We start from the raw sequence: 26,430 nt of genomic DNA on the forward strand, positions 1-26,430 counted from the left end.
AATATTTAGAAAAGTACAAGATTATGGCTAAAATATTAGATTCGAAAATTCCAGAAGGACCAGTAGCTGAGAAGTGGAGCAACTACAAAGCTCACCAACGACTGGTTAATCCTAAAAACAAACTGAAGCTTGATGTCATCGTTGTTGGTACGGGACTGGCCGGAGCCAGTGCTGCTGCCTCACTCGGTGAGATGGGCTTTACCGTATATAACTTCTGCATTCAGGACTCACCGCGTCGCGCTCACTCTATTGCTGCCCAGGGAGGTATCAATGCCGCAAAGAATTATCAGAACGATGGCGACTCTATTTATCGCCTTTTCTACGATACAGTCAAAGGTGGCGACTACCGTGCTCGTGAAGCCAACGTCTATCGCTTAGCGGAAGTGTCAAACAGCATAATTGACCAGTGTGTGGCACAAGGCGTTCCATTCGCTCGTGAGTATGGTGGTATGTTGGCAAACCGTTCTTTCGGTGGCGCACAGGTTTCCCGTACGTTCTATGCCAAGGGACAGACGGGTCAGCAACTTCTTCTCGGCGCTTATTCTGCGCTCAGCAAGCAGGTTCACGACGGTCGTGTAAAGCTCTACACCCGTTACGAAATGGAAGACGTGGTGATTGTCAACGACCGAGCACGCGGTATCATTGCCAAGAACTTGGTTACCGGAAAGTTGGAGCGTTTCTCAGCCAATGCCGTTGTGATTGCCACTGGTGGTTATGGCAATGCTTACTTCCTTTCAACCAATGCCATGGGTTGCAACTGTACTGCGGCCGTTCAATGTTATCGCAAGGGTGCGTTCTTTGCCAACCCTGCCTTTGTTCAGATTCACCCAACCTGTATCCCCGTTCACGGCGACAAGCAGTCAAAGTTGACCCTGATGTCAGAGTCTCTGCGTAACGACGGACGTATCTGGGTGCCTAAGAACATCGAGGACGCAAAGGCACTTCAGGAAGGGACAAAGAAGGGCTCAGACATTCCTGAAGAAGAGCGCGACTATTATTTGGAACGTCGTTATCCAGCATTCGGTAACCTCGTACCTCGCGATGTGGCTTCTCGTGCTGCAAAGGAACGTTGCGACCACGGATTTGGTGTCAACAACACTGGTTTGGCCGTATTCCTCGACTTCTCCGAGAGTATCAACCGTCTCGGTATCGACGTCATTCGCCAGCGTTACGGCAACCTCTTCGACATGTATGAGGAAATCACCGATGTGAATCCAGGCGAGTTGGCTAAGGAAATCAATGGTGTTAAGTACTATAATCCAATGATGATCTATCCTGCCATCCACTATACGATGGGCGGAATTTGGGTAGATTATGAGCTTCAGACTACCATCAGGGGTCTCTTCGCTATCGGAGAATGCAACTTCTCAGACCACGGAGCCAACCGTCTGGGTGCCTCTGCTTTGATGCAAGGTCTTGCCGACGGTTATTTCGTGTTGCCTTACACCATTCAGAACTATTTGGCCGATCAGGAAATCTGGCCGCATTTATCAACAGATCTTCCTGAATTCGAAGCTGCCGAGAAGGGAGTACAAGCCGAAATCGACCGTTTGATGGGCATTCAGGGCAAGCGCTCTGTTGATTCAATCCACAAGGAGTTCGGACGCATCCTCTGGGAGTACGTAGGCATGGGCCGTACGCTCGAAGGTCTGAAGACGGGACTTGAGAAAATGAAAGCACTTCGTGACGAATTCAACACCAACCTCTTCATTCCCGGAAGCAAGGAAGGACTCAACGTCGAGCTCGACAAAGCTATCCACCTCCGTGACTTCATCCTTATGGGCGAGCTGATTGCTTTCGACGCAATCTCACGTAATGAAAGCTGTGGTGGTCACTTCCGCGAAGAGTATCAAACCGAGGAAGGCGAGGCCAAGCGCGACGACGAAAACTACTTCTATGTAGGCTGCTGGGAGTACATGGGCGATGATAAGGTTGCTCCAGAACTCACCAAGGAACCGCTCGAATATGAGGCAATCAAGGTTCAAACACGTAACTACAAGAATTAATATAGGTCAAAGTTGCTTTCAACAAACAATAAAAAGAAATTCAATATGGAAAAAAATATAAGTTTCACACTTAGAGTTTGGCGTCAGAACGGACCTACAGCAAAGGGCCATTTTGATACTTTTGAGATGAAGGACATCACTGGCGACACTTCCTTCCTTGAGATGCTGGATATACTCAATGAGCAACTCATCGAGGACGGTCAGGAGCCATTTGTCTTCGACCATGACTGCCGCGAGGGTATCTGCGGTATGTGCTCACTCTACATCAACGGTCACCCACACGGACTTGCTACGGGTGCTACCACTTGCCAGCTTTACATGCGTCGTTTCAACGATGGCGACGTCATCACCGTAGAGCCTTGGCGCTCAGCCGCATTCCCAGTTATCAAGGATTGCATGGTTGACCGTGGCGCATTCGACAAGATTATTCAGGCAGGTGGCTACACCAGTGTTCGCACCGGACAACCACAGGACGCCAATGCCATCCTTATTTCCAAAGAGGCTGCCGACGAAGCAATGGACTGTGCCACATGTATCGGTTGCGCGGCTTGCGTTGCAGCTTGCAAGAACGGTTCGGCAATGTTGTTCCTCTCTTCAAAGGTCAGTCAGCTGGCATTGCTCCCACAGGGTCGCCCAGAGGCTGCAAGACGTGCCAAGAACATGATTATGAAGATGGAGGAGCTCGGCTTCGGTAACTGTACCAACACCCGTGCCTGTGAGGCAGAGTGCCCAAAGAACGAGTCTATCGCCAATATCGCCCGCCTGAACCGTGAGTTCATCAAGGCGAAGCTTGCCGACTAACTTCTAATTTTTAAGGAAAGCTACACTTTTCTTACTAAGATCTGATACAAATCCCATGACACTTTCATTGGTGTCGTGGGATTTTTTTTGAGTCAAACCGTGCCATTGTGAATCTTCCCGCCCATCATCTGAAAGCTGTCGGCGCAGCCATTTCTCCTGATGATGGTGTGAACCCCACGGTCTTGTGTCCGATTCTGCCTTTGCTTCCTCCCACATCCCAACTCCAGTGAACGTAAAAATTCTTTACAATGCTAAGCAATCTTTTTTCATCTATAATAAATTGATAATCAGTATATTATATTTTGATACGCAAAACCTTACCTATTAGCTCTCAAAAGCTCACCTTTTGCATGGCGATAGCTGACCTTTGGGCTCATCGAAGGTCAGTTATGACGTTCCGTTTGCGAAAATATTTTACAATTGCACGGGAGTGCCTCTTTGTTGTGGCCTGAACACATCTTTCCTCATACGTTATACATGCCTTCATCACTAAAGTTGTGTCGTTTTCCATCTGTTGATGGGCTATGTTTAGGATTTTCACTGATTGATCAATGTTCCTTCACTTTTACTTTGTTTTTATTTGTTGGCAGATTCATTTTTTATACCTTTGTAGGAGTTTTTAATCAATCAAATACTTATGAGAAAAACATTATCACTATTGTTTGCTGCTGTTTTGGCGATAGGAACCTCTTCCTGTCAGAAGGCTGTGCTGGACGATTCCGACCAGTCGGACACCAAAAAGCGCACCTTCCGCAATGTTTCCCTGTTGATGGATGAAGAATTCGTTACCATTTCCGAAACGCTTATGACACGAAGCGTCACCGAAGGAAAGGTCTATGCTGTCAATGTTTACGAGAAGAAGGCAGGTGCGAAGTCGTATGCCAAGTATGCCTATGGCCTCTTCACCGACCCTTCGCAGATGAATATCATGCTGACCGAAGGCAATCTCTACCGTTTCGAGTGCCTGATTGTCACCAACAACGAGGATGCCGTGTATCATAAGGATGGCGAATACCTTGCACCTTTTCTGCACGGGCGCTCCAATGCGCCAACAAAGGCAGAGAACAAGTTTGTCAAGTCAACGTCAGCCAATCTCTCACACATCACGGAGGGAAATACGAACCTCACCGATTCGAAAGTCGTCATGTACCCAAGGGCTTACAAACACTATGGAGTGGTAGAGGATTTCGACCCATCTACGGGCACGAAGGTGACAATAGCGGCTCGCAGGGCTGTTTTCGGACTGCATTTGGTTGTCACTCCGCCATCAGAGGGTAAGCTTGACATCACCTATCTTTATAATACGCTCACGGTTGCCTCAACCGACGCTCTGTACGACCATGCTTCTGTGTTCTCTTTCAACCAAATTGTACCGGCCAGTGCTGAGGGATATGAGGGTAAAGTGGAACTCACACTTGATTGGGAAAAGGCTGATGGAACCGTCATAAATTCAAAAAAAGTGATCACTATCAAGCGCAACGTTATGACGAAAGTCGCCATCGACGTGAAAGGGCCTGACCCTACGACTATCGATATTGACGAGGAGGGGGGGCAGATGGGCAACGAGACTGTAGAATGGCATGTGGAATAATTCTAAAATTTAAGCTTCCTTTCCTTATATCGCACTGAATCATGAACCGATTATCAATTAAATTCGTTATCTTTGCAGAAATAAACAAGTAACGAACACATGGATGAAGATTTCGATATAAGGGAAGAAAGGCTCTCTTCGGCCGAGAAGGAGTTTGAAAACGCTTTGCGCCCACCCAAATTCGATGATTTCAGCGGACAAAATAACGTTGTCGAGAACTTGCGGGTCTTTGTTGAGGCGGCCAAATACCGTGGTGAGCCACTCGACCACACCTTGTTGCATGGCCCTCCTGGACTGGGAAAGACCACGTTGAGCAACATCATTGCCAACGAATTGGGGGTAGGGTTTAAGATTACTTCAGGACCTGTACTCGATAAACCTGGCGATTTGGCGGGCATTCTCACATCTCTCGAACCCAATGACGTGCTCTTTATCGACGAAATCCACCGCCTGTCACCCGTCGTTGAGGAGTATCTCTACTCGGCTATGGAGGATTATCGCATCGATATCATGATAGACAAGGGCCCTTCGGCACGCTCCATTCAGATAGACCTTAATCCTTTCACGCTCGTCGCTGCCACAACACGCAGCGGACTCTTGACGGCGCCACTCAGAGCAAGGTTCGGCATCAATCTGCACCTTGAGTATTACGATCCGGAGACTCTCCAGAAAATCATCCGTCGCTCGGCTCGGCTGCTCAATGTGCCAATCAAGGACGATGCCGCCGTTGAAATTGCGCGCCGTTCGCGTGGCACACCGCGTATCTGTAATTCACTCCTGCGTCGCGTTCGTGACTTTGCGCAGGTCAAAGGCAACGGAACCATCGACAATAACATAGCGCAGAGTTCGCTTCAGTCATTGCACATCGACCAGTATGGCCTCGATGAAATTGACAACAAGATACTGCTGACAATCATCGATAAGTTCAGGGGAGGTCCGGTGGGAGTATCGACCATCGCCACAGCCATCGGCGAGGATGCTGGAACACTGGAAGAGGTCTATGAGCCCTTCCTTATCATGGAGGGATTCATCAAGCGCACGTCTCGCGGACGCATGGCAACACCACTCGCCTATGAGCATTTGGGACGCAATATGCTGGGCTCTGCGGCCGTAGAACCGAATCTTTTTGATTTGTAAATACCATTGACGGGAATGTGGAAGTGGGCAGTCTTATCCCCGTTCCCGAACGTTCTTTTTAACGAAACTGACTTATAGTCAGTACTTTGGCTTTGCTTTTCGTTGCGCAATCTATGCCATGTAGGTAGCACTTTAGGCCTAAGACAACAACTTTTCTCACTCATCTTGATATTTTTTTGAACTTTCTTGCCACAAAAGGTCCGCATTTTCCGTCTATATAATTGTAAACGCAATAAAAAACCTTTAACAAAAAGACGTATGAAATCAATTATCATCGCCCTTGCGCTCCTCGCAACCAGTTTGACAGGTTGGGCACAAACAATCAATGACGTATTCAAGAAATTCAAAGAGATGGAGAATGTCACTTACGTGAATATACCCAAGTCGGTCGTAGGCATGGCATTGAAATCTGCTGGCAAAGATACCGTGGCGAATTGGGCTGATAAAATTGACGCCATTCAGATTCTTTCATTGGAAGAGGCCTCGGTAAGCACCAAGCAATTGTTCAACGCCGAAGTCAAAAAGCTGGACACCAGCGGCTATGAGGACATGATTAAGGTCAACTCCGATGGCGAAAAGGTGAGGATTCTGACCAAAGGGACAGAGAAAATCATCAACAGTTTGATAATCTTTGCCATAGATGAGAATGACTGTGCTCTGGTAAAGATTGACGGGCGCATAGCTCCTGACGAGGTAAATGCCATTGTTGACAACCAAACACGAAACTAACACCTTGCTTATGAGACGGTTATTATTGTCAATAGTTGTTGTTTTCAGTGTCGGTTTTGCAGCCGCAGCTCAGCAATACAACTGTGATGGGGTATCAGACCTGTTCAGGGATTTCAAGTATTGTAAGAAAGCAGAGTATGTTCACGTACCAAAATTGCTGCTGAAGGTCGTCTCTGCCGTGGTAAAAGACGATGACCCAGAGGTGAAGAAGGTGCTGAAGGTCATCTCTTCGGTAAGAACTCTCGACTTGGAGGCTTGCTCTCCTGACGTGAAACAACAGTTTTTACAAAGGGTTAAGAAGCTGAAAACTAATGGTTACGAAGAAATCGTGCGCCAAAAGACCAGAGATGAGCACACATTGGTGATGGTTAAGACGAAGAAAGATTATATTCGCCAGCTCGTCGTTGTCAGTTGCGATGTCGAGGACTGCGCATTGGTGCAGATAAAGGGTAAGATTCGCCCCGAAGATGTAGAGGAAATCATCGAAAACAGAAAGAAAATATCTGCCAAAAGATAAACCTGTCCTGTATGGAGGCTTCACAATTCAAATCTCTCTTCTTGCCTTGCCACCACAAACTCTATGCTGTGGCATGGCGTTTGACGGGCAATAGTCAGGCGGCAGAGGATTTAGTGCAGGAGACTTATCTGCGATTGTGGACCAAGCGTCACCAGATTGCAGATATAGAGAATGCCGAAGCCTACAGCATTTCCGTACTTCGGCGCCAGTTTTACGACGTAAAAAGGGCCAATCGCATACAAGAGGCGGCATTGGACATCGGTCAAATGGCAGTCGGAGCATCAACGGAAATCCACCAGCGGTTAGAGGCTGCCGACGAATGCGAGCGCATAAAGCGGATGATCGCCCAACTTCCTGACCCGCAAGGTAGAGTTATGCTGATGCGGGATGTCGAAGACAAGCCCTATAAAGAAATCAGTGCTGTGACGGGACTTACGGAAGTGAACATCCGTTCCATACTAAGCCGTGCACGAAAACGAATCAGAGAACAGATAAAGGAGATGAAACAATGAGAACTACCGATGAAATAAGGGAATTGATTGAACGGTTTTATGATGGAATGACCGATGAAGCCGAGGAAAAATGGCTGAAAACGTATTTCAGCAGTGGAGAGGTTGCCGAGGAATTGAAGTCGGAAAAGACCATGTTTCTTGCCTTGCAACAGGTTGACGTCTCAGCTCCGGCGCAACTGGAAAAACGCATTGAAAGACAAATCAACCAATGGAATATGGTTGATATGTCAGCCCGACGAACCGCTACCCGCCTCAATCTGCGTTGGATAGTGGGCATAGCGGCCAGCCTGATTCTACTTTTCAGCGTTGGAATTTTCATCTATCATCAGGAAAAAGAAGCCCAGTTGACCCACATCGAGCCAACCGACACCTACGATAACCCGGAGGATGCCTATGCCGAAGCTAACCGAGCATTGTTGAAATTCTCGAAAAGCTTGAACAAAGGCTTAGAGAAAGTAGAAGATGTAACGAACAAACAAATAGATTAATGACATGAAAAGAATATTGCTTTTGCTCTTACTCAGCACCATCAGTAGCCTGACGTTTGCTCAAAAGGCGCTATTCGACAAGTATGAGGATGTTAATGGTGTCACGACTGTTTATATTTCAAAGGCCATGCTACGCATGATGAGGAACTTGCCGACAGGTAATCGTGATATTTCGAAGATATCCGGCAAACTCGACCGTCTGCAGATTCTCGATTGTGAACGACCTTCGCTGATTCCAGGCATTAGGAAAACTGCCATCAGCTATTTCAATCGAATGAAATACGAGGTAGTGATGCAAGTGAGAGAAGGCGGCGAAAACGTTATTATCTACGAGAAACGATATGGGAATGGTAAGAATGAGTTTGTGCTATTGAGTTCGGAAAAGGACGAGTTGAGCATCATCAATGTCTTCGGAAATGTATCTTTGAAGGATATTCAGTCCATTGCAGGAGGCAAATAATCAGCAAACATAATTTGGTAATATAGCAGAAATAGCTTACTTTTGCAGGGAGTTCACTTTCGTGTGCTCCCTTTTATATTTAAATGAAGCAATGATAACAGGTTTATTTGTAGGCAGTTTCGACCCATTCACCATCGGACACGATTCGATAGTGCGCCGAGCTTTGCCCCTTTTCGATAGAATCGTCATCGGGATAGGCATCAATGAGCGCAAACAGTATATGCGCCCAGTTGATGAACGCATAGCCGGCATTCGGGAACTGTATGCCAATGAGCCGAAAATCGAGGTGAAAGCCTACAGCGATCTTGTGGTTGACTTCGCCCGACGCGAGCAAGCGCAGTGTCTTATTAAAGGTGTGCGCAGCGTGAAGGACTTCGAGTACGAGCGTGAACAGGCCGATATCAACCGAGAATTGAGCGGATTGGAGACCCTTTTGCTATTTGCCGAACCGCAGTATGAGAGCGTCAGTTCGAGCATGGTTCGCGAGCTCATCCATTTCGGTTGCGATGTGAGCCGTTTTCTGCCGGGAACGGATGGGGTAAACCGGTCTGAGGCGCCTCGTGAGGGCAACAAAAACAAATGAGAATATGATTACCTATAACGCAGAGGATGTAAAACTTCCCAAAATCAGAAAGCGTGACACAACGAGTTGGATCAAAGCTGTCGCAGCCATGCACGACCGTAAGGTGGGTGAAATCGGATATATGTTTGTCAGCGATGAGAAGATACTTGAGGTGAACAACCAGTACCTTGGTCATGACTACTATACGGACATCATCACGTTCGATTACTGCGAGGGAGATATTCTCAACGGCGACATTGTGATCTCGCTTGATACGGTGCGCACCAATGCTGAAAAATTCGGCAAGACCTATGAGGAAGAACTCAATCGGGTCATCATCCACGGTGTGCTTCATCTCTGTGGAATCAACGACAAGGGCCCTGGTGAGCGAGAAATCATGGAGGATAACGAAAACAAGGCGCTGGCATTATTGGAAAAATAGGCTGTGTCTGCTCTTCCGTTTGTTCAAAATCAAGCGTATTCATCGGTCGGATGATGCTATTTCTCACTTTTTTTGACGTATGATGACTACCAAAAGAACGATGCCTGATGAAGTCTTGGGTGAATGCTCTTAAAGTATTTCAACGGCCAATCGGAAGTGATGAATGTAAAATATTTTCGGCATTGCTTATGGATACCTCAGCTTTCGAATCGCAAAAGATGAACTTTCGCATTGCAAAAGGTGAGCTATCGCCACGCCATAGCTCACCTTTTATCGATCAAAATCTATTTTATTGAAAATAAGTTACTTATAAAATACAACCCCAATTCTGTTACTGTAATGATTTTTTACTATTGCGTTGATTTCTGAACTCTCTGTTTCGATGTGCCGAGCCGATAGGGGCTTTGTCGTATGAAACCCCTTTCAGCCAATAAAAAAAACGGCCAATTCATGTCGTAGATGAATGGGCCGTTTTGAATTTCCCTTTTATTCCTATCCGTTAGTTGGGCAATGGCTTGCCCACAACTTCGAGTGCTTTTTTCACTATGTCGCTTTCCTCGTTCCAAATTCTGAAATATTCGTTCATGTTCCAAATGTCTCTGGCAACGAGCGATTTGATTTGCAGCTTGATGTATGCGATGGTTCGTTCCCGTTCAGCATCGTCGGTAGGCTCGATCTTCTGTTTCTTTCCTTCGGCCACGATGTTCTGAATGAGATTCTCAGGCACTTCATAGCTCTTCACGAAAGCATCGAAGGCCTTGTATTTCGCCCTAAGGCTCTTGCGGTTGGTGTCAACGTATTTCAAGTAAGCGTCCATGATAATGTTCTTGACAGCTAACTGCCGGTGAAACCTTGTGAATTTCATTGTGTCGAGTGGCACGAAGTAGTCGGGCATTATGCCTCCTCCGCCATATACCAGACGATGCTTGCGCACGGTGTAGTACTTCAGCGAATCGTCGAAGTGGATGCTGTCGGGATTGGTGAGCTCTCCGTGCTTCAGACGTTTCTCAAGGTCCATCGCATAGTCTTCTTGGTCACCTTTTTTGTAAGGTTTCTGAATGCAACGGCCACTTGGTATGTAGTAATGGGCCACTGTGAGTCGAATCATGCTTCCGTCAGGTAGGTTGAAAGGTCGCTGCACGAGTCCTTTTCCAAAGGTACGGCGGCCGATTACTACGGCACGGTCGTTGTCCATCAAAGCTCCTGAGACAATTTCGGCAGCAGAGGCCGACAATTCGTTAACGAGGACATATACGCTGATGTTCTGCAGTTTGCCGTTGCCTCTGGCCTTGAATTCCTGACGTGCCACTCGGCGTCCCTCCGTATAGACAATCATGTCGTTATCGCGCAGGAACTCGTTGGCAATCTGAACGGCTGACTGTAGGTATCCTCCGCCATTATCTTGCAAATCAAGGATGAGGTTGGTCATTCCCTTTTGTTTCAGCGAGTCAACGGCGCTTATGAACTCGTCGTAGGTTTTTGCTCCGAAGCTCTCCAGTCTGATATAGCCTATTCCTGGACGAATCATGTACGAGGCATTCAACGTGTGAATAGGAATCTTGGCACGTGTGACGATGAAGTTGAGCTTGTTTTTGACGCCTCTTCTCACAATGCCTATTTTCACTTTCGTACCTTTCTTGCCCCGAAGCCTTTTCATTATTTCCGTCCTCGCCATCTTCACGCCGGCGATGAGTGTGTCGTCAACCATCACTATGCGGTCGCCGGCAACGATTCCCACTTTCTCTGACGGGCCGTTCACCACTGGCTGTATCACCACCAGTGTGTCGGCAATCATGTTGAACTGGATACCGATACCCTCAAAGTCACCTTGCAGCGGCTCGTTCATCTCCTTCGTCTCCTTGGCATTGGTGTAAGTGGAGTGGGGGTCAAGCCCTTTGAGCATCCCCTTAATAGCATCCTCAGCCAGTTTGGTCTCATCTACTTTGTCAACGTAGAAGTTTGAGATGGCAATCTCGGCCATCTGCAGCTTGCGGAGGGGTGAATCGCCGCTAAGGTTCAGGCTTATTTGCGCCGACAAAGGTAAGAGGATGAATAAGAAAAGGATGGTGAGTGCTCCCCGGTTGCAGTACTGTGAGGAGATGGGTGCGGATAGAGACTGCACCCTATTTGGATTATTTATAGCATGATTGTTCATTTGAAGTTTTCTCCCTTCAATCTTGTTTTGTGTTATTTATTTAAGTTCAGATGGATGGTTTGGTCAGCATCGGATAATGAATTAAGCTGTTTGGTGTGAAGACACCTTGTTGTAGGTGTTGCGTTGCGCCGTGTATTCGTCATCGAAAGATCAGTTCTCTTGCGCTTCTGCCTCTTCTTCCTCGGCGAGATCCTCCTCAATCACAAGGTTGTCGATGATGAAATTCTGACGCTCCATAGAGTTTTTGCCCATGTAATACTCCAATAGTTTCTGCACTTGGTCGTTTTTGTGAAGCGTTACCTGCTCCAAGCGCATGTCAGGGCCGATGAAATGGGCAAATTCATCGGGTGAAATCTCTCCCAAACCTTTGAATCGGGTAATTTCTGGGTCTGGTCCGAGATCGCGGATGGCATTCTGGCGCTCCTCCTCGTTGTAGCAATACATTGTGACGAAGTCGCTTTTCTTCTCTCCTTTGGCTCGTTTGGCGTCAATTTCCTCTATAGTTTGTTTGTTCTTTATTTTGGTTCGACGGTTGCGAACACGGAAAAGCGGCGTCTGAAGCACATATACGTGCCCCTTCTTGATAAGCTCAGGGAAGAATTGTAGAAAGAAAGTAATAATCAGAAGGCGAATATGCATGCCGTCAACATCGGCATCTGTAGCTACGATTACCTTATTGTAACGCAGCGTGTCGAGACCATCCTCTATGTCAAGGGCCGCTTGCAGCAGGTTGAATTCTTCGTTTTCATAGACCACTTTCTTTGTAAGCCCGAAGCAGTTGAGGGGCTTTCCACGCAAAGAGAATACGGCCTGGGTGTTCACATCGCGGCTCTTTGTGATGCTTCCGCTGGCCGAATCGCCCTCGGTTATGAAGATACAGCTCTCCTCCTTGCGGTCGCTCTTCGTGTCACTGAAGTGCACACGACAGTCGCGAAGTTTCCTATTATGAAGGTTTGCCTTCTTGGCTCGCTCGCGAGCGAGCTTCGTTACGCCAGCCATCGCTTTGCGTTCGCGCTCAGTCTCCTTGATTTTATTCTCAAGAATGTCAGTAAAGTCCTCCTTATGAATGTGCAGGAAATTGTCAACGTTGGTCTTAATGAAGTCGCCCACGAACTTATTGATGGTCTCTCCGTCAGGTGACATCTGCGTTGAGCCGAGCTTTATCTTTGTCTGCGATTCGAAAACAGGTTCTTCAACGTTTACTGCGATGGCTGCAACCATACCGTTACGAATGTCTCCGTACTCGTATTTTCCAAAGTAATCTTTGATAGTTCTCGCAATATGCTCCTTGAACGCCGACTGATGCGTACCGCCCTGCGTCGTGTGCTGACCGTTTACGAACGAATAGTATTCCTCTCCATACTGGTTTGTATGCGTAAACGCTATTTCTATGTCATCGCCCTTCATGTGAACGATGGGATATAGCGGATCGACCGTCATGTTATCGGTGAGCAAATCCTTGAGCCCATGGCGACTGACAATGCGCCGACCATTGTACATAATGGTCAGTCCGGTGTTCAGATAGGTGTAGTTTCGGAGCATGGTTTCCACGATATCATCATGGAAACTATAGTTTTTAAACAGTGTTGCGTCAGGTTCGAAGAAAATATATGTGCCGTTTTCGTCCTTCGATTTTTGTGTATTGTCGCTTTTCAGCTCTCCTTTCTCGAATGTCAGCTCACGTACCTTACCGTCGCGGAAGCTCTTTACCTCGAAGTTTGCGCTGAGTGCGTTGACGGCTTTCACACCAACGCCATTGAGACCGACGCTCTTTTTGAACGCCTTTGAATCGTATTTACCACCCGTATTCAGAACCGACACAGCCTCAACGAGCTTCCCTTGGGGTATGCCTCGTCCATAGTCGCGCACCGATACCCGCAAGTTGTCCTCGACATCGATTTCTATTCTCGTGCCGGCATTCATCTTAAACTCGTCGATGGAGTTGTCAAGAACTTCTTTCAGCAGCACGTATATACCATCTTCGGGCAGATTTCCGTCGCCCAATCGTCCGATATACATGCCGGGACGTGTGCGTACGTGTTCCATATCCGATAGATGACGGATATTTTCGTCGGTGTATGATACTGGGTTGTTGTCCATAAATATTAAAAAACTCTCCGATTGTCCTATTTCCGCCAAGCAGAGATGGTCAAACCAATGTATGTTTGTAATGCGATTAGGCCAGTCCTACGATGTGGAAACTGGCTATTTGCAGGTTAGTGCCCAATCAATCGGCTTGCCCGTTCTCCTCTTTTGCTGGAGAAAGGTGGGCAGAAATGTCTTTCTTATAACATCTACGTCTCTTGTGATTGACCGTATCGAACATCTCCCACTGGCTTTGCACACCAGCATTGCTCTCCATCTCAACCTGGCTCTCGCCCCATTTGAAGCCTCGTTCCACATAGCGCGGGATGAGATCGTTGAAGAGAAGCGCATTCGCACCTTTTGAGCGGTATTCTGGAAGGAAACCCAACAGTAGCAGGTCAACACCATCGGTCTTGCTATACTTGATGGCTCTCAGTATGTGCCACCATCCAAAAGGCAGCAATCTGCCACGACGGCACTTCTGCAATGCACGGCTGAGTGAGGGAATGGTGATACCCATGCCTGCGATGGCATTGTCTTTGTTTCCATCAACTATGACAGTAATAAGGTCGAGATCAGCAAACGGGAAGTACATATTGATGTATTGGTCGATCTGGCGGTCGGATAGTTCGGAGAAACCATAGATATCCTTGTACGTATCGTTAATCAGCTTGAATATCTTATTACCGTATCCACCTTCGAAGATCTCTTTTTTCGTGAGTTTCTTTACGTGAAGGTTGTATCGTTTCTCAATCATCTCCGACAGTTTCGAAAGTTTCTCTGGCACCTTGTCAGGAACATTGATGAGATACTCCAGATAATCGTTATCCTTTTCCCATCCTCCGAGTTCTTCCATGTGTTTGGGGTAGTACTCATAGTTATAGGGGGTGGCCATCGTGCCAAGTTTGTCGAAACCCCATGTCAGCATTCCTTCGGGGTCCATGTCAGTGAATCCCAGCGGGCCTACTACCGCTTCCATTCCTCTTTCTCTGCCATAGTCTTCCACTACCTTAAGTAAGGCAGCCGAAACCTCAATATTGTCAACGAAGTCAATCCATCCGAATCGGACATCCTTACGTTTCCACCTTTCGTTTGCTTTGTGGTTAATGATGGCGGCAACGCGACCTACAATCTTCCCGTCCAAGTAGGCAAGGAAATAGTCAGCCTCGCAGAAATCGAAAGCTGCATTCTTGTCTTTAGACAAAGTGTTCAGATCATCGCTAAAAAGATTGGGGACATCATATTTGTTACCTTCGTAAAGGTCGTAATGAAACTCAATGAAAGCCTTTAGGTCTTTCTTGGTCTCGACTTTCTTAATCTGTACAGAACACATTTCCGTATAATGTTTTTATCATTAAGGCTGCAAAGGTACTAAATTTGCATGGCAAAACCAAATCTAACACTTCCTTTTGTTGATAATTAATATTTCATCTCCTTTTGGTCTTTTTGCAAACCAGCAGCAGATGGTTGTTTTTTGCATCGCTGGTGGCGAAGATATAGTTTTCGCCGCCTTCCTTAACCTTCAGTTTTTTGCGCAGTTCGGCAACGCTGATGGGGAAGTTGCGGGTGGTGATGTTGGCTGCTTCGATACCCTTTAGGTTCTTTTTCAACTCTTTTTTATTGAGAGATGAAATGCACTCTATTTTGAAACTTCTACCTGGAAAATCATCGATTTCATCGGCGGAAATGAATAAATGAGAATTGTGGCTAAGGAATCCTGCGCCATATTTGACCGACAGTTTTCCGAAGCATCCGGCTTTCATAATCGCTGCATTGGGTTCATAAAGAAAATCGCCGATATTAATTTCCTGTTGGAGACCAGTCTCTTGATTTCCGGCATCGTTTTTTAGCTCCACTGTGAACGTTTCATCATCATTGACACAATAGAGTCTCAGTGGATCTTGTCTTTTCCCCATGACGAAGAGCAGCTCCTTGCATTCGTTTCTGACGGCGACGATGTGTATTTCCCTAACGATATCGGCACTTTCATTGAGTTCTTCGAGTGCCTTGTGCCAGTCGAGCATTGGCGACAGTTTGGCAATGGCATATTTGCTTTTCTCTACCAACTCGTCTTTGATCTCCAATAGATTGGGCGTACAGTCGTCTATGGCCACCGTTTTTGCGCCATTATTGTCTCTCCGCGCTGGATCGAGGTAGATGATGGTCGAGAACTCAAGCTTGTGCAGGAAGTTTGTGCCGTCACCATCGATGATTTCGGCCTGTTTCAGGTCCAGAAGTCTGAAATTATTCCTTGCTATCTGGCAAAGATGAGGCTGCTTTTCGACATAGGTGGCCCGCAATCCTCTTGCCATGAACGAGAAATCTACCCCCAGTCCGCCAGTAAGGTCGGTGAGAATAGGTCGGCAGTCTGTGCCTTTATTCCTGTTCTGGCTTTCCGTTGTTTGGGAGTGCCCGCAAACTACAGGTTGAATGCCAATTAGACGGCTTACCAAGCTGGCTTTGTAACGTGCTGTTTGTTCCGATGAACACTGTTCTAAAGATAGGTGTGGCGGATAGATGATGTCGTCGATTGCCGCCCACGTCGGCAATTTCTTGCGTGCTGTTTGCCACCCCTCTATCTGATTGATGACGAAAGGCATGTCGAAATCGGGATAGCGTGCTGCCTGCAGCGCAAGCTCCGTTGGAGATTCGTTGCGATGTGTGAGTATGAAGCGTTTCTCTTGGGCATTTTTCCCTTTGTCGGTTGCTGATGAAATGTCGTTGTCGAGTTGATTGCCCGTCGTCTTTTTGTTCATGATTGTCAGTTGATTTCGTGTGTAATTCTCACTATCGCCTTGCAATTCAAGTCCCTTTTGGTAGTTGATAAACCACTTGTCTTGAAGCCGTAATCCGTTTTTCCCTTGTTTTCAGACAGCCTTCTGTCAGTCATCATCTCACGGCTTTGAGATTTCTCCTTGCCCATGCCCTTGTACAGAGGTTGAAATGCCACCATTCGGTACGCAATGGTGTGAAGCCCGCCGACTCCATGACTGTGCGCAGCAGTTTCCGATTGGCAAGGGCCTCCTTGGTGAGCAGTCCCTTTGCGAGCAACGACGCTTCTTGGTCGATGTGGCTCCTGTGTCCCATGTGGTCCACCTTTGCCCCCATCGGGAGTGTGTCGATGCGGCATTTCTGCGCGCCGTCTCTCCATGTGGTATCGTCCCACGAGTTCTTGCAGATGCTGATGTCAACCGCCATTCCGTAATTGTGCATACCACCGCCGTTGGCCGGATTGCTCACGTAGAAGCTGTGATTGGTGTGTTTCACTTCGTCCCACATCGTTTGCTGAACGCTCATCGGGCGTGTGGCGTCGAAGATGACGAGGCTGAGGTCGGGACGCCTGCGCTTCAACTCCTTCTGTGCTCTCTTCAGGGCCTTGGCACAATTGGGAAGCAAGTATGCCTCACGCAGATCTTTGTAGAGAACCTTGTGGCAAAAGTTGTCGGTTCGTGCATACATCAAAGCTGTTTTGATAGTGGGGTCGATGTCTTTGATGTTCACCAATCCCTGCTTGGCCATCCGCTGGGCCGTTGGAGATGGAAATGAGGCTTTCTTAACAGTGGAAACTCTCGATGGAACCGTGCTTTTTGTACGGTTGACGGTTTGTTTTGCAGTCTGGCCATTCACTGTTGAGAATGAAAGCATGAATGCCAGCGCCAACATTGTTTTGTTCTTCATTGTCTGTGTTGTTTGCTATGGCTTTTCCGAGTTGAGCGACATCCGGGCCATCGTTGCTGCAAAGATACAGAAAAATACGCTTTTTGCTTCATAGACTGGTGGAAATGTAATAAAAAATGAGAGTCGGCGACATGGGTTTTGTCAACTTTTATTACCAAAAAACGTACTTGTGAAATTTGCAAACCAGAGAAATAAGTTGTGCAGATTGCGCTTTCAACTCACTTGTACTGTTGTTTCTACACACTGAATACGATCTTTTCACACCGATAGCTGGACCTTTCGCTCTGTGAAAGCTAAGCCTTCGCTGTGCAAGGACTGACGTTCCGCCTTGTGAGAGGTCAGCTATTGCGAGCAAAATCTCGGCTCAATTTATCCTTTTTGCCTGATGTTTATAGGCTTGTTTTTTGTATCTTGTTAGAAATCAGTTTGTTAATAGACTGTTGTAAAATGACGTTATTTACGGCCGAAAGTCCGTATGGCTGAAAAAATGCCTGTATTTCAGACCTTTTTGTAAAGAAAAATCGCTGTCAAACCTTATCGGTATAACAGCGATTCGCTCTATTTCGTAATAACTTCGCTCACCAGTCCGTTAGAAACTTCTCAGCCATGCCTTGAGATCCATCATCATCTCTTCATGATAGCGGAAGCCAATCTTGCTTCCCCAGCCATGTCCGCCTCCTGGATAGACATGGAGCGACGCACGCACATCGTTGCGGTAAAGCTCGGTGTAGTAGTTGACGCCGTTAGCAGGCGGAACAGTATCGTCGTCATCGCTCAAGGCAATGAATGCGCGTGGTGTGGCACGGCTGACATTCAGGTCGGCACTGTACTTGCGTTGTTCGTGCTTGCTGGGTCTTTTGCCGAGGAAGTTTTTGTAGCTTCTAGCGTGCCCATAGCCCTCTGTCATGGAAATGACAGGATAGAACAATATCTGGAAATTGGGCTTTGCCTCTCCTCTGCTGAGCGTTGCCACGGTAGCGGCAAGATGACCTCCGGCAGAGAATCCCATGATTCCGACATCGTTACGGTTGATTTTCCATGAGGCAGCGTTCAAACGTGCCAGTTTCATGGCCTGTTCAGCGTCTGCCACAGGCACTTCGGGTGTGCCGTGGGGCATCCGGTACTTCAGCACGATGGCAACAATGCCCTGATTCTGGAAAAATTCGCCCCAGCTGTATCCCTCTTGGTCCATCGATAGAGTCTCGTATCCTCCTCCGGGGCAAATGACTATTGCGCGTCCGGTAGCCTCTCGGTCAATAGGCAGATACACACGCACCTTGGCGGTGTCACTTTGGTCACCATTGTTGTAAGGAGCCCTTCCATTATAGAGGTTCACATCGAAGGTTCTCTGGGCTATTGCTGCCATCGATATGACAAAAAGGCCCGATATAACAAAGAGTTTTCTGAAATTCATTATCATGATTTAATATTATGTTTTTGTTTTTTCAACTAAGTAACTGCTATTGAAGATATGCTGCCACATGAAAAACGATCACCAGCTATTCTGCCTTATTCAAGGTTGAAAAAGCCGTGAATAGCTGGTGATATTGTACAAAGTTAGTAAAAAAAGCAAAAATAAGGTTTGGTGTTTAGAGTTTTTAGTATATTTGCAAGTATGTTAATGCAAAAGCAACCATACCTAAACGAATTTTAATAATTCTCAAGGTTATGTTAACAACTCCTCCCAGTAGAGGTTAACGCGTGTGTTTAACCCTCTAATGCGGCATAGGAGTATGTTGCTTTTCCGAAGAAACCGACAATTAGAAAACAATTAAGGTATATGCACGTATTAGAAAAATTCAGGTACTGTCCCGTTTGCGGCAGCAAGCATTTTGAACCGCAGGACGAGAAAAGCAAGAAATGTGAGAATTGCGGATTTGAATACTATCTCAATCCGAGTGCTTCCGTGGCTGCGTTCATCCTCAACGATGAGGGCGAACTGCTGACTGTTCGCCGAAAGCATTCGCCTGGCAAGGGAATGCTCGACTTGCCCGGAGGTTTTGCCGATATTGGGGAGACCATCCACGAGGCGTTGGTCCGTGAGGTGAAAGAGGAGACGAACTTGGAAATTTCGAAGGCTATCTATTTCGGAACCGTTCCCAACAAATACACCTACAGTAGTTTTGATGTCCCCACGCTCGACACATTCTTCGTGTGCGAGGTTACCGATCCTGGAGCGCTCAAAGCCAGTGACGACGCTACCGAGGCTTTGTGGCTGAAACTGCAAGATGTGCATACCGAGGAGTTTGGGCTGCGTTCCATCCGCTGGGCACTGAGTGAATTTTTGGAAGAGCGCAGATAGCGACTCACCGTAGCAGCGACAACAGAGGGGAAACGTTCCAGTAGGTCTGCCCGAAAGTCTGATGGCAAGTGTCGGAAGACGATGTTGACGATTCTACCCTACGATGTTTCTCCATAGCATCGGGGTGCCGCCAGAATCGGATATTTTCCCCTTGCATGATAGTTCTCTTATAAAACGCAATGCCATTACGCATTGCTGCGATTGCTTTTACGACTGTTAACGAATTAATGGCTTGTTTTTAGATATTTTTACCCTTAGGAGATTAAAGCAAAAAAAAATACAATAATTTACATTATATAAGGTGTAAGCAAAAAGATTGATTACTTTTGCGCCCTTGAAAAATGTACAATGCTGATATGCAAGAAAATCTAGTTATAGTAGAGAGCCCGGCAAAGGCAAAGACAATAGAGAAGTTTCTGGGTGACGATTTTAAAGTGATGTCTTCTTACGGTCATATCCGAGACTTGAAAAAGAAGGAACTGAGTATCGATTTGGACACATTGGAGCCAGATTACGAGATTCCTGATGAGAAGAAAAAGATTGTTGGTGAGCTGAAAAAGAATGCAAAGGCAGCCAAAAAGGTCTGGCTGGCATCCGATGAGGACCGCGAGGGAGAGGCCATTAGCTGGCATCTTTGCGAGGTTTTGGGTCTCGATGAGGAGAAAACCAGTCGCATAGTGTTCCACGAAATCACAAAGCCTGCCATTCTTGCAGCAATAGAAAATCCGAGACAGCTTGACATGAATCTGGTCAATGCACAGCAGGCAAGGCGAGTACTCGACCGTTTGGTGGGTTTCCGCTTGTCGCCAGTATTGTGGCGAAAGGTGAAACCAGCATTGAGTGCTGGTCGCGTGCAGAGCGTCGCTGTGCGGCTGATTGTCGAACGTGAGCGAGAAATTCAGAATTTCACATCAGAACCATATTATCGCGTAAATGCCATCTTCGCAGTGATGAGCGACGACGGATCGAAAAACGAGGTTAAGGCCGAGTTGAACAAGCGTTTCAAGACGCATGATGAGGCACTGGCGTTCATGGAGCAGTGCAAGACATCCAAATTCGTAGTGTCGGCCATTACTAAGAAACCTTTGAAGCGCACACCGGCGCCTCCTTTCACGACATCCACTTTGCAACAAGAGGCAGCACGTAAGCTGGGATTCACCGTCAGCCAGACTATGATGGTCGCTCAGCGACTTTACGAGGCCGGACGGATTACCTATATGCGTACCGACAGTGTCAACCTGTCTTCGTTGGCTGTAAATACTGCGAAAGAGGAGATAGCAAACTTGTACGGAAGCGAGTATGGCAAGGTTCGGAAGTTCCATACCAACAGCAAGGGAGCGCAGGAAGCGCACGAAGCTATTAGGCCAACCTACATGAATACACCCAATATTGAAGGAACAAGTCAGGAGAAACGTCTCTACGACCTGATTTGGAAGCGCACCATTGCTTCGCAAATGGCAGATGCCAAGATAGACAAGACCACCGTAAACATTGGCATTGTAGGCGAAGAAGGTGGCGATGCAGGTGATCTTCAGTTTGTGGCTACGGGTGAAGTGGTAGCCTTCGACGGATTCTTGAAGGTGTATCGCGAATCGACAGAAGATGAGAATGAGCCCGAAGAACTCTCACACGCATTGCCGGTGATGAGGAAAGGTGATGAAATGGAACGTCGTGAAATTATCTCCACTGAGCGATATCCTTTGGGACCTAGTCGATATACTGAAGCAAGCTTAGTACATAAACTTGAGGAATTGGGAATCGGACGCCCATCAACCTACGCTCCGACGATTTCGACCATCCAACAGCGAGAGTATGTTCAAAAAGGCGACAAGAAAGGCGACGAACGAAAATACGTTGTTGACACATTGCAAGGCCTGAAGATTAGCTCCAAGACAAAGAAAGAAATGGTTGGAGCGGATAAGGGTAAACTAATTCCAACCGATATCGGAATTGTGGTCAACGACTTCCTCATGGAGAATTTCCCAGAAGTGATGGACTACAACTTCACAGCTAAGGTGGAGCAAGAGTTCGATAAGATATCGGAGGGCAAAGCCGCATGGAACGCAGAGATGAAGAAGTTCTACAAGAGTTTCGAACCTGAGGTTGAGGCTGTGATGAATGCACGATCAAAACGCAAGGCTGGAGAACGGAAACTTGGTACTGACCCTAAGACAGGCAAACCAGTGTTCGTGAAAATCGGAAGGTTCGGCCCTGTGGTGCAGATAGGTACGGCCGATGACGATGAAAAGCCGCATTTCGCACAGCTACCGGCTGACAAAAGCATGGGGAGTATTACGTTGGACGAGGCGCTGGAGTTATTCAAACTACCACGGACAGTAGGTAAATTCGAGGGCTCTGATGTGGTAATCGGTACTGGACGCTTTGGACCTTACGTTATGCACATGCGGAAATACGTCTCATTGCCGAAGGAAGAGAATCCCATGACGGTCACTTTGGAAACGGCCATTGAGCTGATTGAGAAAAAAAGACAGCAAGACGCACAACGACACTTGAAGTCTTTCGCCGAAGACGATAAGATGGAGGTGATGAATGGTCGCTATGGCCCTTACATTGCTTACGATGGGAAGAACTATCGCATGCCAAAAGCAATGCACGACAAGGCTGCCGAGCTCACATATGCTGAGTGTCAGGAAATCGTCAAGAACGCACCAGAGCCGAAACCTCGGCGAGGAAGAAAGAAATAGATGCCTCTTGTTTCCCTCTTCAGGGAGCAAGGCTGAAATGATTAGTGATGGCGGACAACGGCAAGGATAGGTTCAACCGAATCATACTTCTGGGTTACATGGGCGCAGGTAAGACAACGATTGGCAAATTGTTGGCAAAGGAGCTCAATATGCCGTTCTATGACTTGGATTGGTACATCGAAAACCGCCTGCGAAAGACCATTCAGCAAATCTTTGATGAGCGTGGTGAGGATGGTTTCCGAAGGGTGGAGTACAATATGCTCCACGAAGTAGCCGAATTTGAGAATGTTATTATCTCCTGTGGCGGAGGTACACCTTGTTTTTTCGACAACATGGAGTATATGAACGGTCAGGGAGAGACCATATTCTTGCAAGCTGAGCCAGAAGTATTGTTCAGGCATCTGAAGATGAGAAAGGTGGCTCGCCCGCTGTTGGTAGGCAAAAGCGAGGACGAGGTCATGGCTTTCATCAAGGAACAGTTAAGCAAACGAAATCCGTTCTACACCAAAGCCAAGCACACGCTTGATGTTTCACTACTGGACACCTACGATAAAATAGCGGGAACGGTCACGCAAGTCAGGAAACTGGTTGGGCTTTAGCTTCGGAGAAGTACGAATTTATCGGTGCAAGTACCGATGAAACCGATGAAAATAGATTGAAATCTATATAGTATTAATTATTTTTTTTGTGAGTCAGAGACATTTGTCTGGTCGTAATTACCATGCGAATATCTCTCCTTGAACAGAACTATTGGGCAATGAAAAAGTGGACAATTGACGACGCAAAGGAACTCTACAACATCAATGGGTGGGGTACTTCCTACTTTGGCATCAACGAAAACGGCGATGTCTATGTGACTCCTTGTAAGGACAACACGCAGGTTGACCTGCGGGATATCATGGACGAGTTGATGTTACGTGACGTGACGCCCCCCGTTTTATTACGTTTCCCTGATATTTTGGACAACCGTATCGAGAAAACATCTTCTTGTTTTGAAGTGGCGAAGAAGGAATACGACTTCAAAGGCGAAAACTTCATTATCTATCCGATCAAGGTCAATCAGATGCAACCAGTGGTAGAGGAGATTATCTCCCACGGACGGAAATTCAATCTTGGACTGGAAGCCGGCTCAAAGCCCGAACTCCATGCCGTCATTGCCGTACAATGCCAGAGTGATTCGCCCATTATCTGCAATGGTTACAAAGACCAGAGCTACATTGAGTTGGCCATGTTGGCCCAAAAGATGGGCAAACGCATTTTCATCGTTGTGGAAAAGCTCAACGAAATTGACATAATAGCAAAGGTAGCTAAGAAGTTGAACGTGAAACCCAATATAGGCATCCGCATCAAGTTAGCTTCCACTGGTTCTGGCAAATGGTCTGAAAGTGGCGGCGATGCCTCTAAGTTCGGATTGACGGCCTCCGAGCTGCTCCAAGCTTTGGAAATGCTCGACAATAAGGGCCTTCACGACTGCCTTCGGCTGATACACTTCCACATTGGCTCACAGATTACGAAGATTCGCCGCATCCAAACAGCGTTGACCGAGGCCGCCCAGTACTACGTTAACCTACGAAAGATGGGCTACAACGTAGATTTCGTGGATTGTGGCGGCGGTTTGGGCGTGGATTACGACGGCACTCGCTCGTCGAACAGTGAGAGTTCGGTCAACTACACTATCCAAGAATACGTCAACGACTGTGTCTATACTTTTGTTGACGCATCCAACAAGAGCGAGATCCCACATCCGAACATCATTACCGAAAGCGGACGGAGCTTGGCTGCTCACCATTCAATTCTGGTGATAGACGTGTTGGAGACAGCATCGCTACCGGAAATGCCAGAGGAGTTCGAGGCCAGCGAGACGGATCATCAGTTGGTGCGTGAACTCTACAACATCTGGGACAACATTGACTCACGCAATATGCTGGAGGACTGGCACGATGCCGAGCAGATACGCGAGGAGTCGCTTGAGCTTTTCTCCCATGGTATGGTTGATTTAAAGACACGTGCGGCAATTGAGGCTATGTATTGGAGCGTCTGTCATGAGATAAATACGCTGGCGAAAGGCATGAAACACGCCCCCGACGAATTGCGAAACCTCGATAAACTGTTGGCCGACAAGTATTTTTGCAACTTCTCGCTCTTCCAGTCGTTGCCCGATAGCTGGGCCATCGACCAGCTTTTCCCTGTCATGCCTATCCAACGGCTCAACGAGCGCCCGACACGAAAGGCCACACTGCAAGACATCACTTGTGACAGCGATGGCAAGATGGACAACTTCGTGACCGAAGGCCGCACGGGACACGTGCTGCCCGTGCATCCGCTCCGACGCAACGAGCCCTATTACCTCGGTGTTTTCCTTGTCGGAGCTTATCAAGAGATTCTCGGCGACCTGCACAACCTGTTTGGCGACACCAATGCCGTCCATCTGTCGGTGAAGGACGGGACTTACCATATTGACCAAATTATCGACGGTGAGACAGTCGAGGAAGTGCTTGAGTACGTACAATACAACCCCAAGAAACTGGTGCGCCAACTCGAAATATGGGTGACTAAGAGCGTCAAGCAAGGAAAAATATCGCTGGAGGAAGGTAAAGAGTTCCTCAGCAACTACCGAAGTGGCCTTTATGGTTATACCTATTTAGAATAATAAATTTGAGAGAACTGGTTGTTGGCACTTTGTTTGAGGCGCCAACAACCGCAATCAGAAAAGCACAGGAAAGCAATGGAATGTTAAATTTTGAAAAAACAACACCAGATCCTGTAACTTATCCCCACACTTAATCGTCATTCAATCAGACGAGGATGAAGAAAATCAGTTTTCGTAATGATGTTCTGCCTTTGAAGAACGAAATCTTCAGGCTTGCCCTCCGCATAACGCTCAACAGAGCAGAGGCCGAGGACATCGTGCAAGATACGCTAATCAAGGTTTGGGACAAACGATACGAATGGGATTCGATAGACTCCATCGAGGCTTTTAGCCTGAGAATCTGCCGAAATCTCGCATTGGACAGACTGAAGAAGAAGGACAACAACAACGACTCGTTTGAAGATAAGAACGTTGCTGAACCGCCATCTGCGCACAATCCTCAAGAGTTGATGATTCAACAGGACAGGGTAAGACTTGTAAGAGAGATAGTCAACTCGCTCCCAGAGAAACAAAGGAGCTGCATGCAGCTGCGCGATTTTGAGGGGAAACAATACAAGGAAATAGCCGATATATTGGGAATCACGGAAGAACAGGTAAAGGTTAACATCTTCCGAGCCCGACAAACGGTGAAACTCAGGTATCAGAAAATTGAAGAATATGGATTATAAGTACATCGAACAGTTAATGGAGCGCTACTGGCGCTGCGAGACCTCTCTCCAAGAGGAGGAGATTCTGCGCACGTTCTTCTCACAGGAGAATGTACCAGCTGAGTTGTTGTCTTACAAAGACTTGTTCATCTACGAACAAGACCAAAAGACAGCCGATGTGTTGGATGGCAACTTTGACCAAAAGATTTTGGGAATGATCGAGGAGGACGAACCAGTGAAGGCCCATACCATCACAATGCAACAGCGTTTGATGCCATTGTTCAAGGCAGCGGCCATCGTTGCGATTGTTCTTACGCTCAGCAATGCCGTACAAAACGCACTGAACCAAAAGGCAGAGGTGCCGCATCAGACGGAGATGGCCAACATCAACAAGCCTCAGGAGGGCCCGTCGGTTGCAAAGGCTGACTCAACTCAAACTGATTCGCTGCAAAAGACCGATTCGCAGCAGCATGAAGAGGTTATTATCAAATAAGAAAATTTCTATGCTTTCTCTATAAAATAATCAAGTTTAGTAAAACAAATGAAACTGTGAAGTTTCAAATTTCTCAAATTTTATCACATACTAATGTAGAATGAGACCAATATCCAGCAACGGATATTGGTCTTTTCTGTTTGCATTGTGTACGAGCTGGATTCTCGGCTGTAAGCCCTTATTGGTTGACGAGGGCGGAATTTGAGGTGTTGGGCAAGTATTTTTGACAGCCATATCAACCATTTTACTGCGTAAATGTAGGCTGATAGATGATATTTTATTAACTTTGCAGCTGTAATGAATGCCAGAAGGCAGCGTTATAATGCGTTGTGGCACTATCGTCCATTGGATTCGTGGCATTATGAAGGAGAGACCGCACGGCAAGGAATCATCACCGTGGAATGCGTGGTAAACAATCAGACCACCGAAACGAGGGGCCACGGTATATAGTAATACGATACAACAGAAAA

General features: G+C 47.1%; 25 protein-coding genes. 18 read left to right on the forward strand and 7 right to left on the reverse strand.

The features are described from left to right. The first annotated feature begins 23 nt into the window (after nt 1–23). From H515_RS0101625 to ybeY, 11 genes are all read left to right on the forward strand, one after another. Nucleotides 24–2,006, forward strand: a complete 1,983-nt coding sequence (locus H515_RS0101625) for a fumarate reductase/succinate dehydrogenase flavoprotein subunit (protein WP_028901487.1) — start codon at nt 24–26, stop codon at nt 2,004–2,006. 45 nt (nt 2,007–2,051) lie between these two features. After that, entirely contained in the window at nt 2,052–2,807 is a 756-nt protein-coding gene (locus H515_RS0101630) for a succinate dehydrogenase/fumarate reductase iron-sulfur subunit (protein ID WP_028901488.1), read from the forward strand. Nucleotides 2,808–3,444: 637 nt separating this feature from the next. Then, a complete protein-coding gene (locus tag H515_RS0101640; protein ID WP_028901489.1) occupies nt 3,445–4,398 on the forward strand; it encodes a hypothetical protein in 954 nt (317 codons plus the stop codon). Nucleotides 4,399–4,497: 99 nt separating this feature from the next. Next, nucleotides 4,498–5,535, forward strand: coding sequence for a Holliday junction branch migration DNA helicase RuvB (gene ruvB / locus H515_RS0101645; protein ID WP_028901490.1), 1,038 nt, complete (start codon nt 4,498–4,500; stop codon nt 5,533–5,535). A gap of 258 nt (nt 5,536–5,793) precedes the next feature. Continuing rightward, nucleotides 5,794–6,264, forward strand: coding sequence for a DUF4252 domain-containing protein (locus H515_RS0101650; protein WP_028901491.1), 471 nt, complete (start codon nt 5,794–5,796; stop codon nt 6,262–6,264). 10 nt (nt 6,265–6,274) lie between these two features. Next, nucleotides 6,275–6,781, forward strand: coding sequence for a DUF4252 domain-containing protein (locus tag H515_RS0101655; protein WP_025875925.1), 507 nt, complete (start codon nt 6,275–6,277; stop codon nt 6,779–6,781). Nucleotides 6,782–6,792: 11 nt separating this feature from the next. After that, nucleotides 6,793–7,293, forward strand: coding sequence for an RNA polymerase sigma factor (locus H515_RS0101660; protein ID WP_025875923.1), 501 nt, complete (start codon nt 6,793–6,795; stop codon nt 7,291–7,293). After that, a complete protein-coding gene (locus H515_RS0101665; protein WP_025875921.1) occupies nt 7,290–7,781 on the forward strand; it encodes a hypothetical protein in 492 nt (163 codons plus the stop codon). The genes H515_RS0101660 and H515_RS0101665 overlap by 4 nt, the downstream gene beginning before the upstream one ends. A 4-nt stretch (nt 7,782–7,785) precedes the next feature. Beyond that, nucleotides 7,786–8,241, forward strand: coding sequence for a DUF4252 domain-containing protein (locus H515_RS0101670; protein WP_025875919.1), 456 nt, complete (start codon nt 7,786–7,788; stop codon nt 8,239–8,241). Nucleotides 8,242–8,332: 91 nt separating this feature from the next. Continuing rightward, complete coding sequence (gene coaD / locus H515_RS12790) at nt 8,333–8,824, forward strand: pantetheine-phosphate adenylyltransferase (RefSeq protein ID WP_025875917.1); 492 nt, start codon at nt 8,333–8,335, stop codon at nt 8,822–8,824. 4 nt (nt 8,825–8,828) lie between these two features. Continuing rightward, nucleotides 8,829–9,245: an rRNA maturation RNase YbeY gene (ybeY, locus tag H515_RS0101680; protein ID WP_025875915.1), complete on the forward strand. Its 417-nt coding sequence runs from the start codon at nt 8,829–8,831 to the stop codon at nt 9,243–9,245. 499 nt (nt 9,246–9,744) lie between these two features. Here the strand turns inward: ybeY and H515_RS0101690 are convergent, their stop codons facing one another. The 6 genes from H515_RS0101690 to H515_RS0101720 form a co-directional block, all read right to left on the reverse strand. Further along, a complete protein-coding gene (locus H515_RS0101690; RefSeq protein ID WP_081410101.1) occupies nt 9,745–11,400 on the reverse strand; it encodes a S41 family peptidase in 1,656 nt (551 codons plus the stop codon). Nucleotides 11,401–11,550: 150 nt separating this feature from the next. Then, entirely contained in the window at nt 11,551–13,500 is a 1,950-nt protein-coding gene (locus H515_RS0101695; RefSeq protein ID WP_028901493.1) for a DNA topoisomerase IV subunit B, read from the reverse strand. 127 nt (nt 13,501–13,627) lie between these two features. Continuing rightward, complete coding sequence (locus H515_RS0101700) at nt 13,628–14,818, reverse strand: hypothetical protein (RefSeq protein ID WP_025875909.1); 1,191 nt, start codon at nt 14,816–14,818, stop codon at nt 13,628–13,630. 94 nt (nt 14,819–14,912) lie between these two features. Then, entirely contained in the window at nt 14,913–16,241 is a 1,329-nt protein-coding gene (locus H515_RS0101705) for a THUMP-like domain-containing protein (RefSeq protein ID WP_161625395.1), read from the reverse strand. A 133-nt stretch (nt 16,242–16,374) separates the two neighbouring features. Continuing rightward, a complete protein-coding gene (locus tag H515_RS0101710; protein ID WP_028901495.1) occupies nt 16,375–17,163 on the reverse strand; it encodes a M15 family metallopeptidase in 789 nt (262 codons plus the stop codon). Between the two features lie 589 nt (nt 17,164–17,752). Continuing rightward, on the reverse strand, nt 17,753–18,577 hold the full coding sequence (locus H515_RS0101720) for an alpha/beta hydrolase (RefSeq protein WP_028901496.1): 825 nt from the start codon (nt 18,575–18,577) through the stop codon (nt 17,753–17,755). A gap of 366 nt (nt 18,578–18,943) precedes the next feature. On the opposite strand from H515_RS0101720, the gene H515_RS0101725 reads away from it, so the two are divergent. Then, on the forward strand, nt 18,944–19,465 hold the full coding sequence (locus H515_RS0101725) for an NUDIX domain-containing protein (RefSeq protein ID WP_025875902.1): 522 nt from the start codon (nt 18,944–18,946) through the stop codon (nt 19,463–19,465). Nucleotides 19,466–19,469: 4 nt separating this feature from the next. On the opposite strand, the gene H515_RS14915 is transcribed toward H515_RS0101725, so the two are convergent. Next, nucleotides 19,470–19,658 carry a hypothetical protein gene (locus tag H515_RS14915; RefSeq protein ID WP_154653613.1) on the reverse strand — a complete coding sequence of 63 codons (189 nt, stop codon included), beginning with the start codon at nt 19,656–19,658 and terminating at the stop codon, nt 19,470–19,472. Between the two features lie 163 nt (nt 19,659–19,821). Here H515_RS14915 and topA point away from each other — a divergent pair, with 163 nt between their 5' ends. The 6 genes from topA to H515_RS14375 all read left to right on the forward strand — a co-directional run bounded on the left by topA (nt 19,822) and on the right by H515_RS14375 (nt 26,410). Continuing rightward, nucleotides 19,822–22,170 carry a type I DNA topoisomerase gene (topA, locus tag H515_RS0101730; protein ID WP_028901497.1) on the forward strand — a complete coding sequence of 783 codons (2,349 nt, stop codon included), beginning with the start codon at nt 19,822–19,824 and terminating at the stop codon, nt 22,168–22,170. A 47-nt stretch (nt 22,171–22,217) separates the two neighbouring features. Further along, the gene (locus H515_RS0101735; protein WP_025875900.1) at nt 22,218–22,769 is read left to right on the forward strand and encodes a shikimate kinase; all 552 of its coding nucleotides are present in this window, start codon (nt 22,218–22,220) and stop codon (nt 22,767–22,769) included. Nucleotides 22,770–22,927: 158 nt separating this feature from the next. Further along, entirely contained in the window at nt 22,928–24,820 is a 1,893-nt protein-coding gene (gene speA, locus H515_RS0101740) for a biosynthetic arginine decarboxylase (RefSeq protein ID WP_025875898.1), read from the forward strand. Nucleotides 24,821–24,975: 155 nt separating this feature from the next. Then, nucleotides 24,976–25,488 carry an RNA polymerase sigma factor gene (locus H515_RS0101745; protein WP_025877343.1) on the forward strand — a complete coding sequence of 171 codons (513 nt, stop codon included), beginning with the start codon at nt 24,976–24,978 and terminating at the stop codon, nt 25,486–25,488. Further along, nucleotides 25,478–25,960 carry a hypothetical protein gene (locus H515_RS0101750; RefSeq protein WP_025877341.1) on the forward strand — a complete coding sequence of 161 codons (483 nt, stop codon included), beginning with the start codon at nt 25,478–25,480 and terminating at the stop codon, nt 25,958–25,960. Before H515_RS0101745 ends, H515_RS0101750 begins: the two co-directional genes overlap by 11 nt. 297 nt (nt 25,961–26,257) lie before the next feature. Then, a complete protein-coding gene (locus H515_RS14375; RefSeq protein ID WP_154653614.1) occupies nt 26,258–26,410 on the forward strand; it encodes a hypothetical protein in 153 nt (50 codons plus the stop codon). Nucleotides 26,411–26,430 lie beyond the last annotated feature (20 nt).

This window comes from Prevotella corporis DSM 18810 = JCM 8529 (genome assembly GCF_000430525.1).
GTDB lineage: Bacteria > Bacteroidota > Bacteroidia > Bacteroidales > Bacteroidaceae > Prevotella > Prevotella corporis.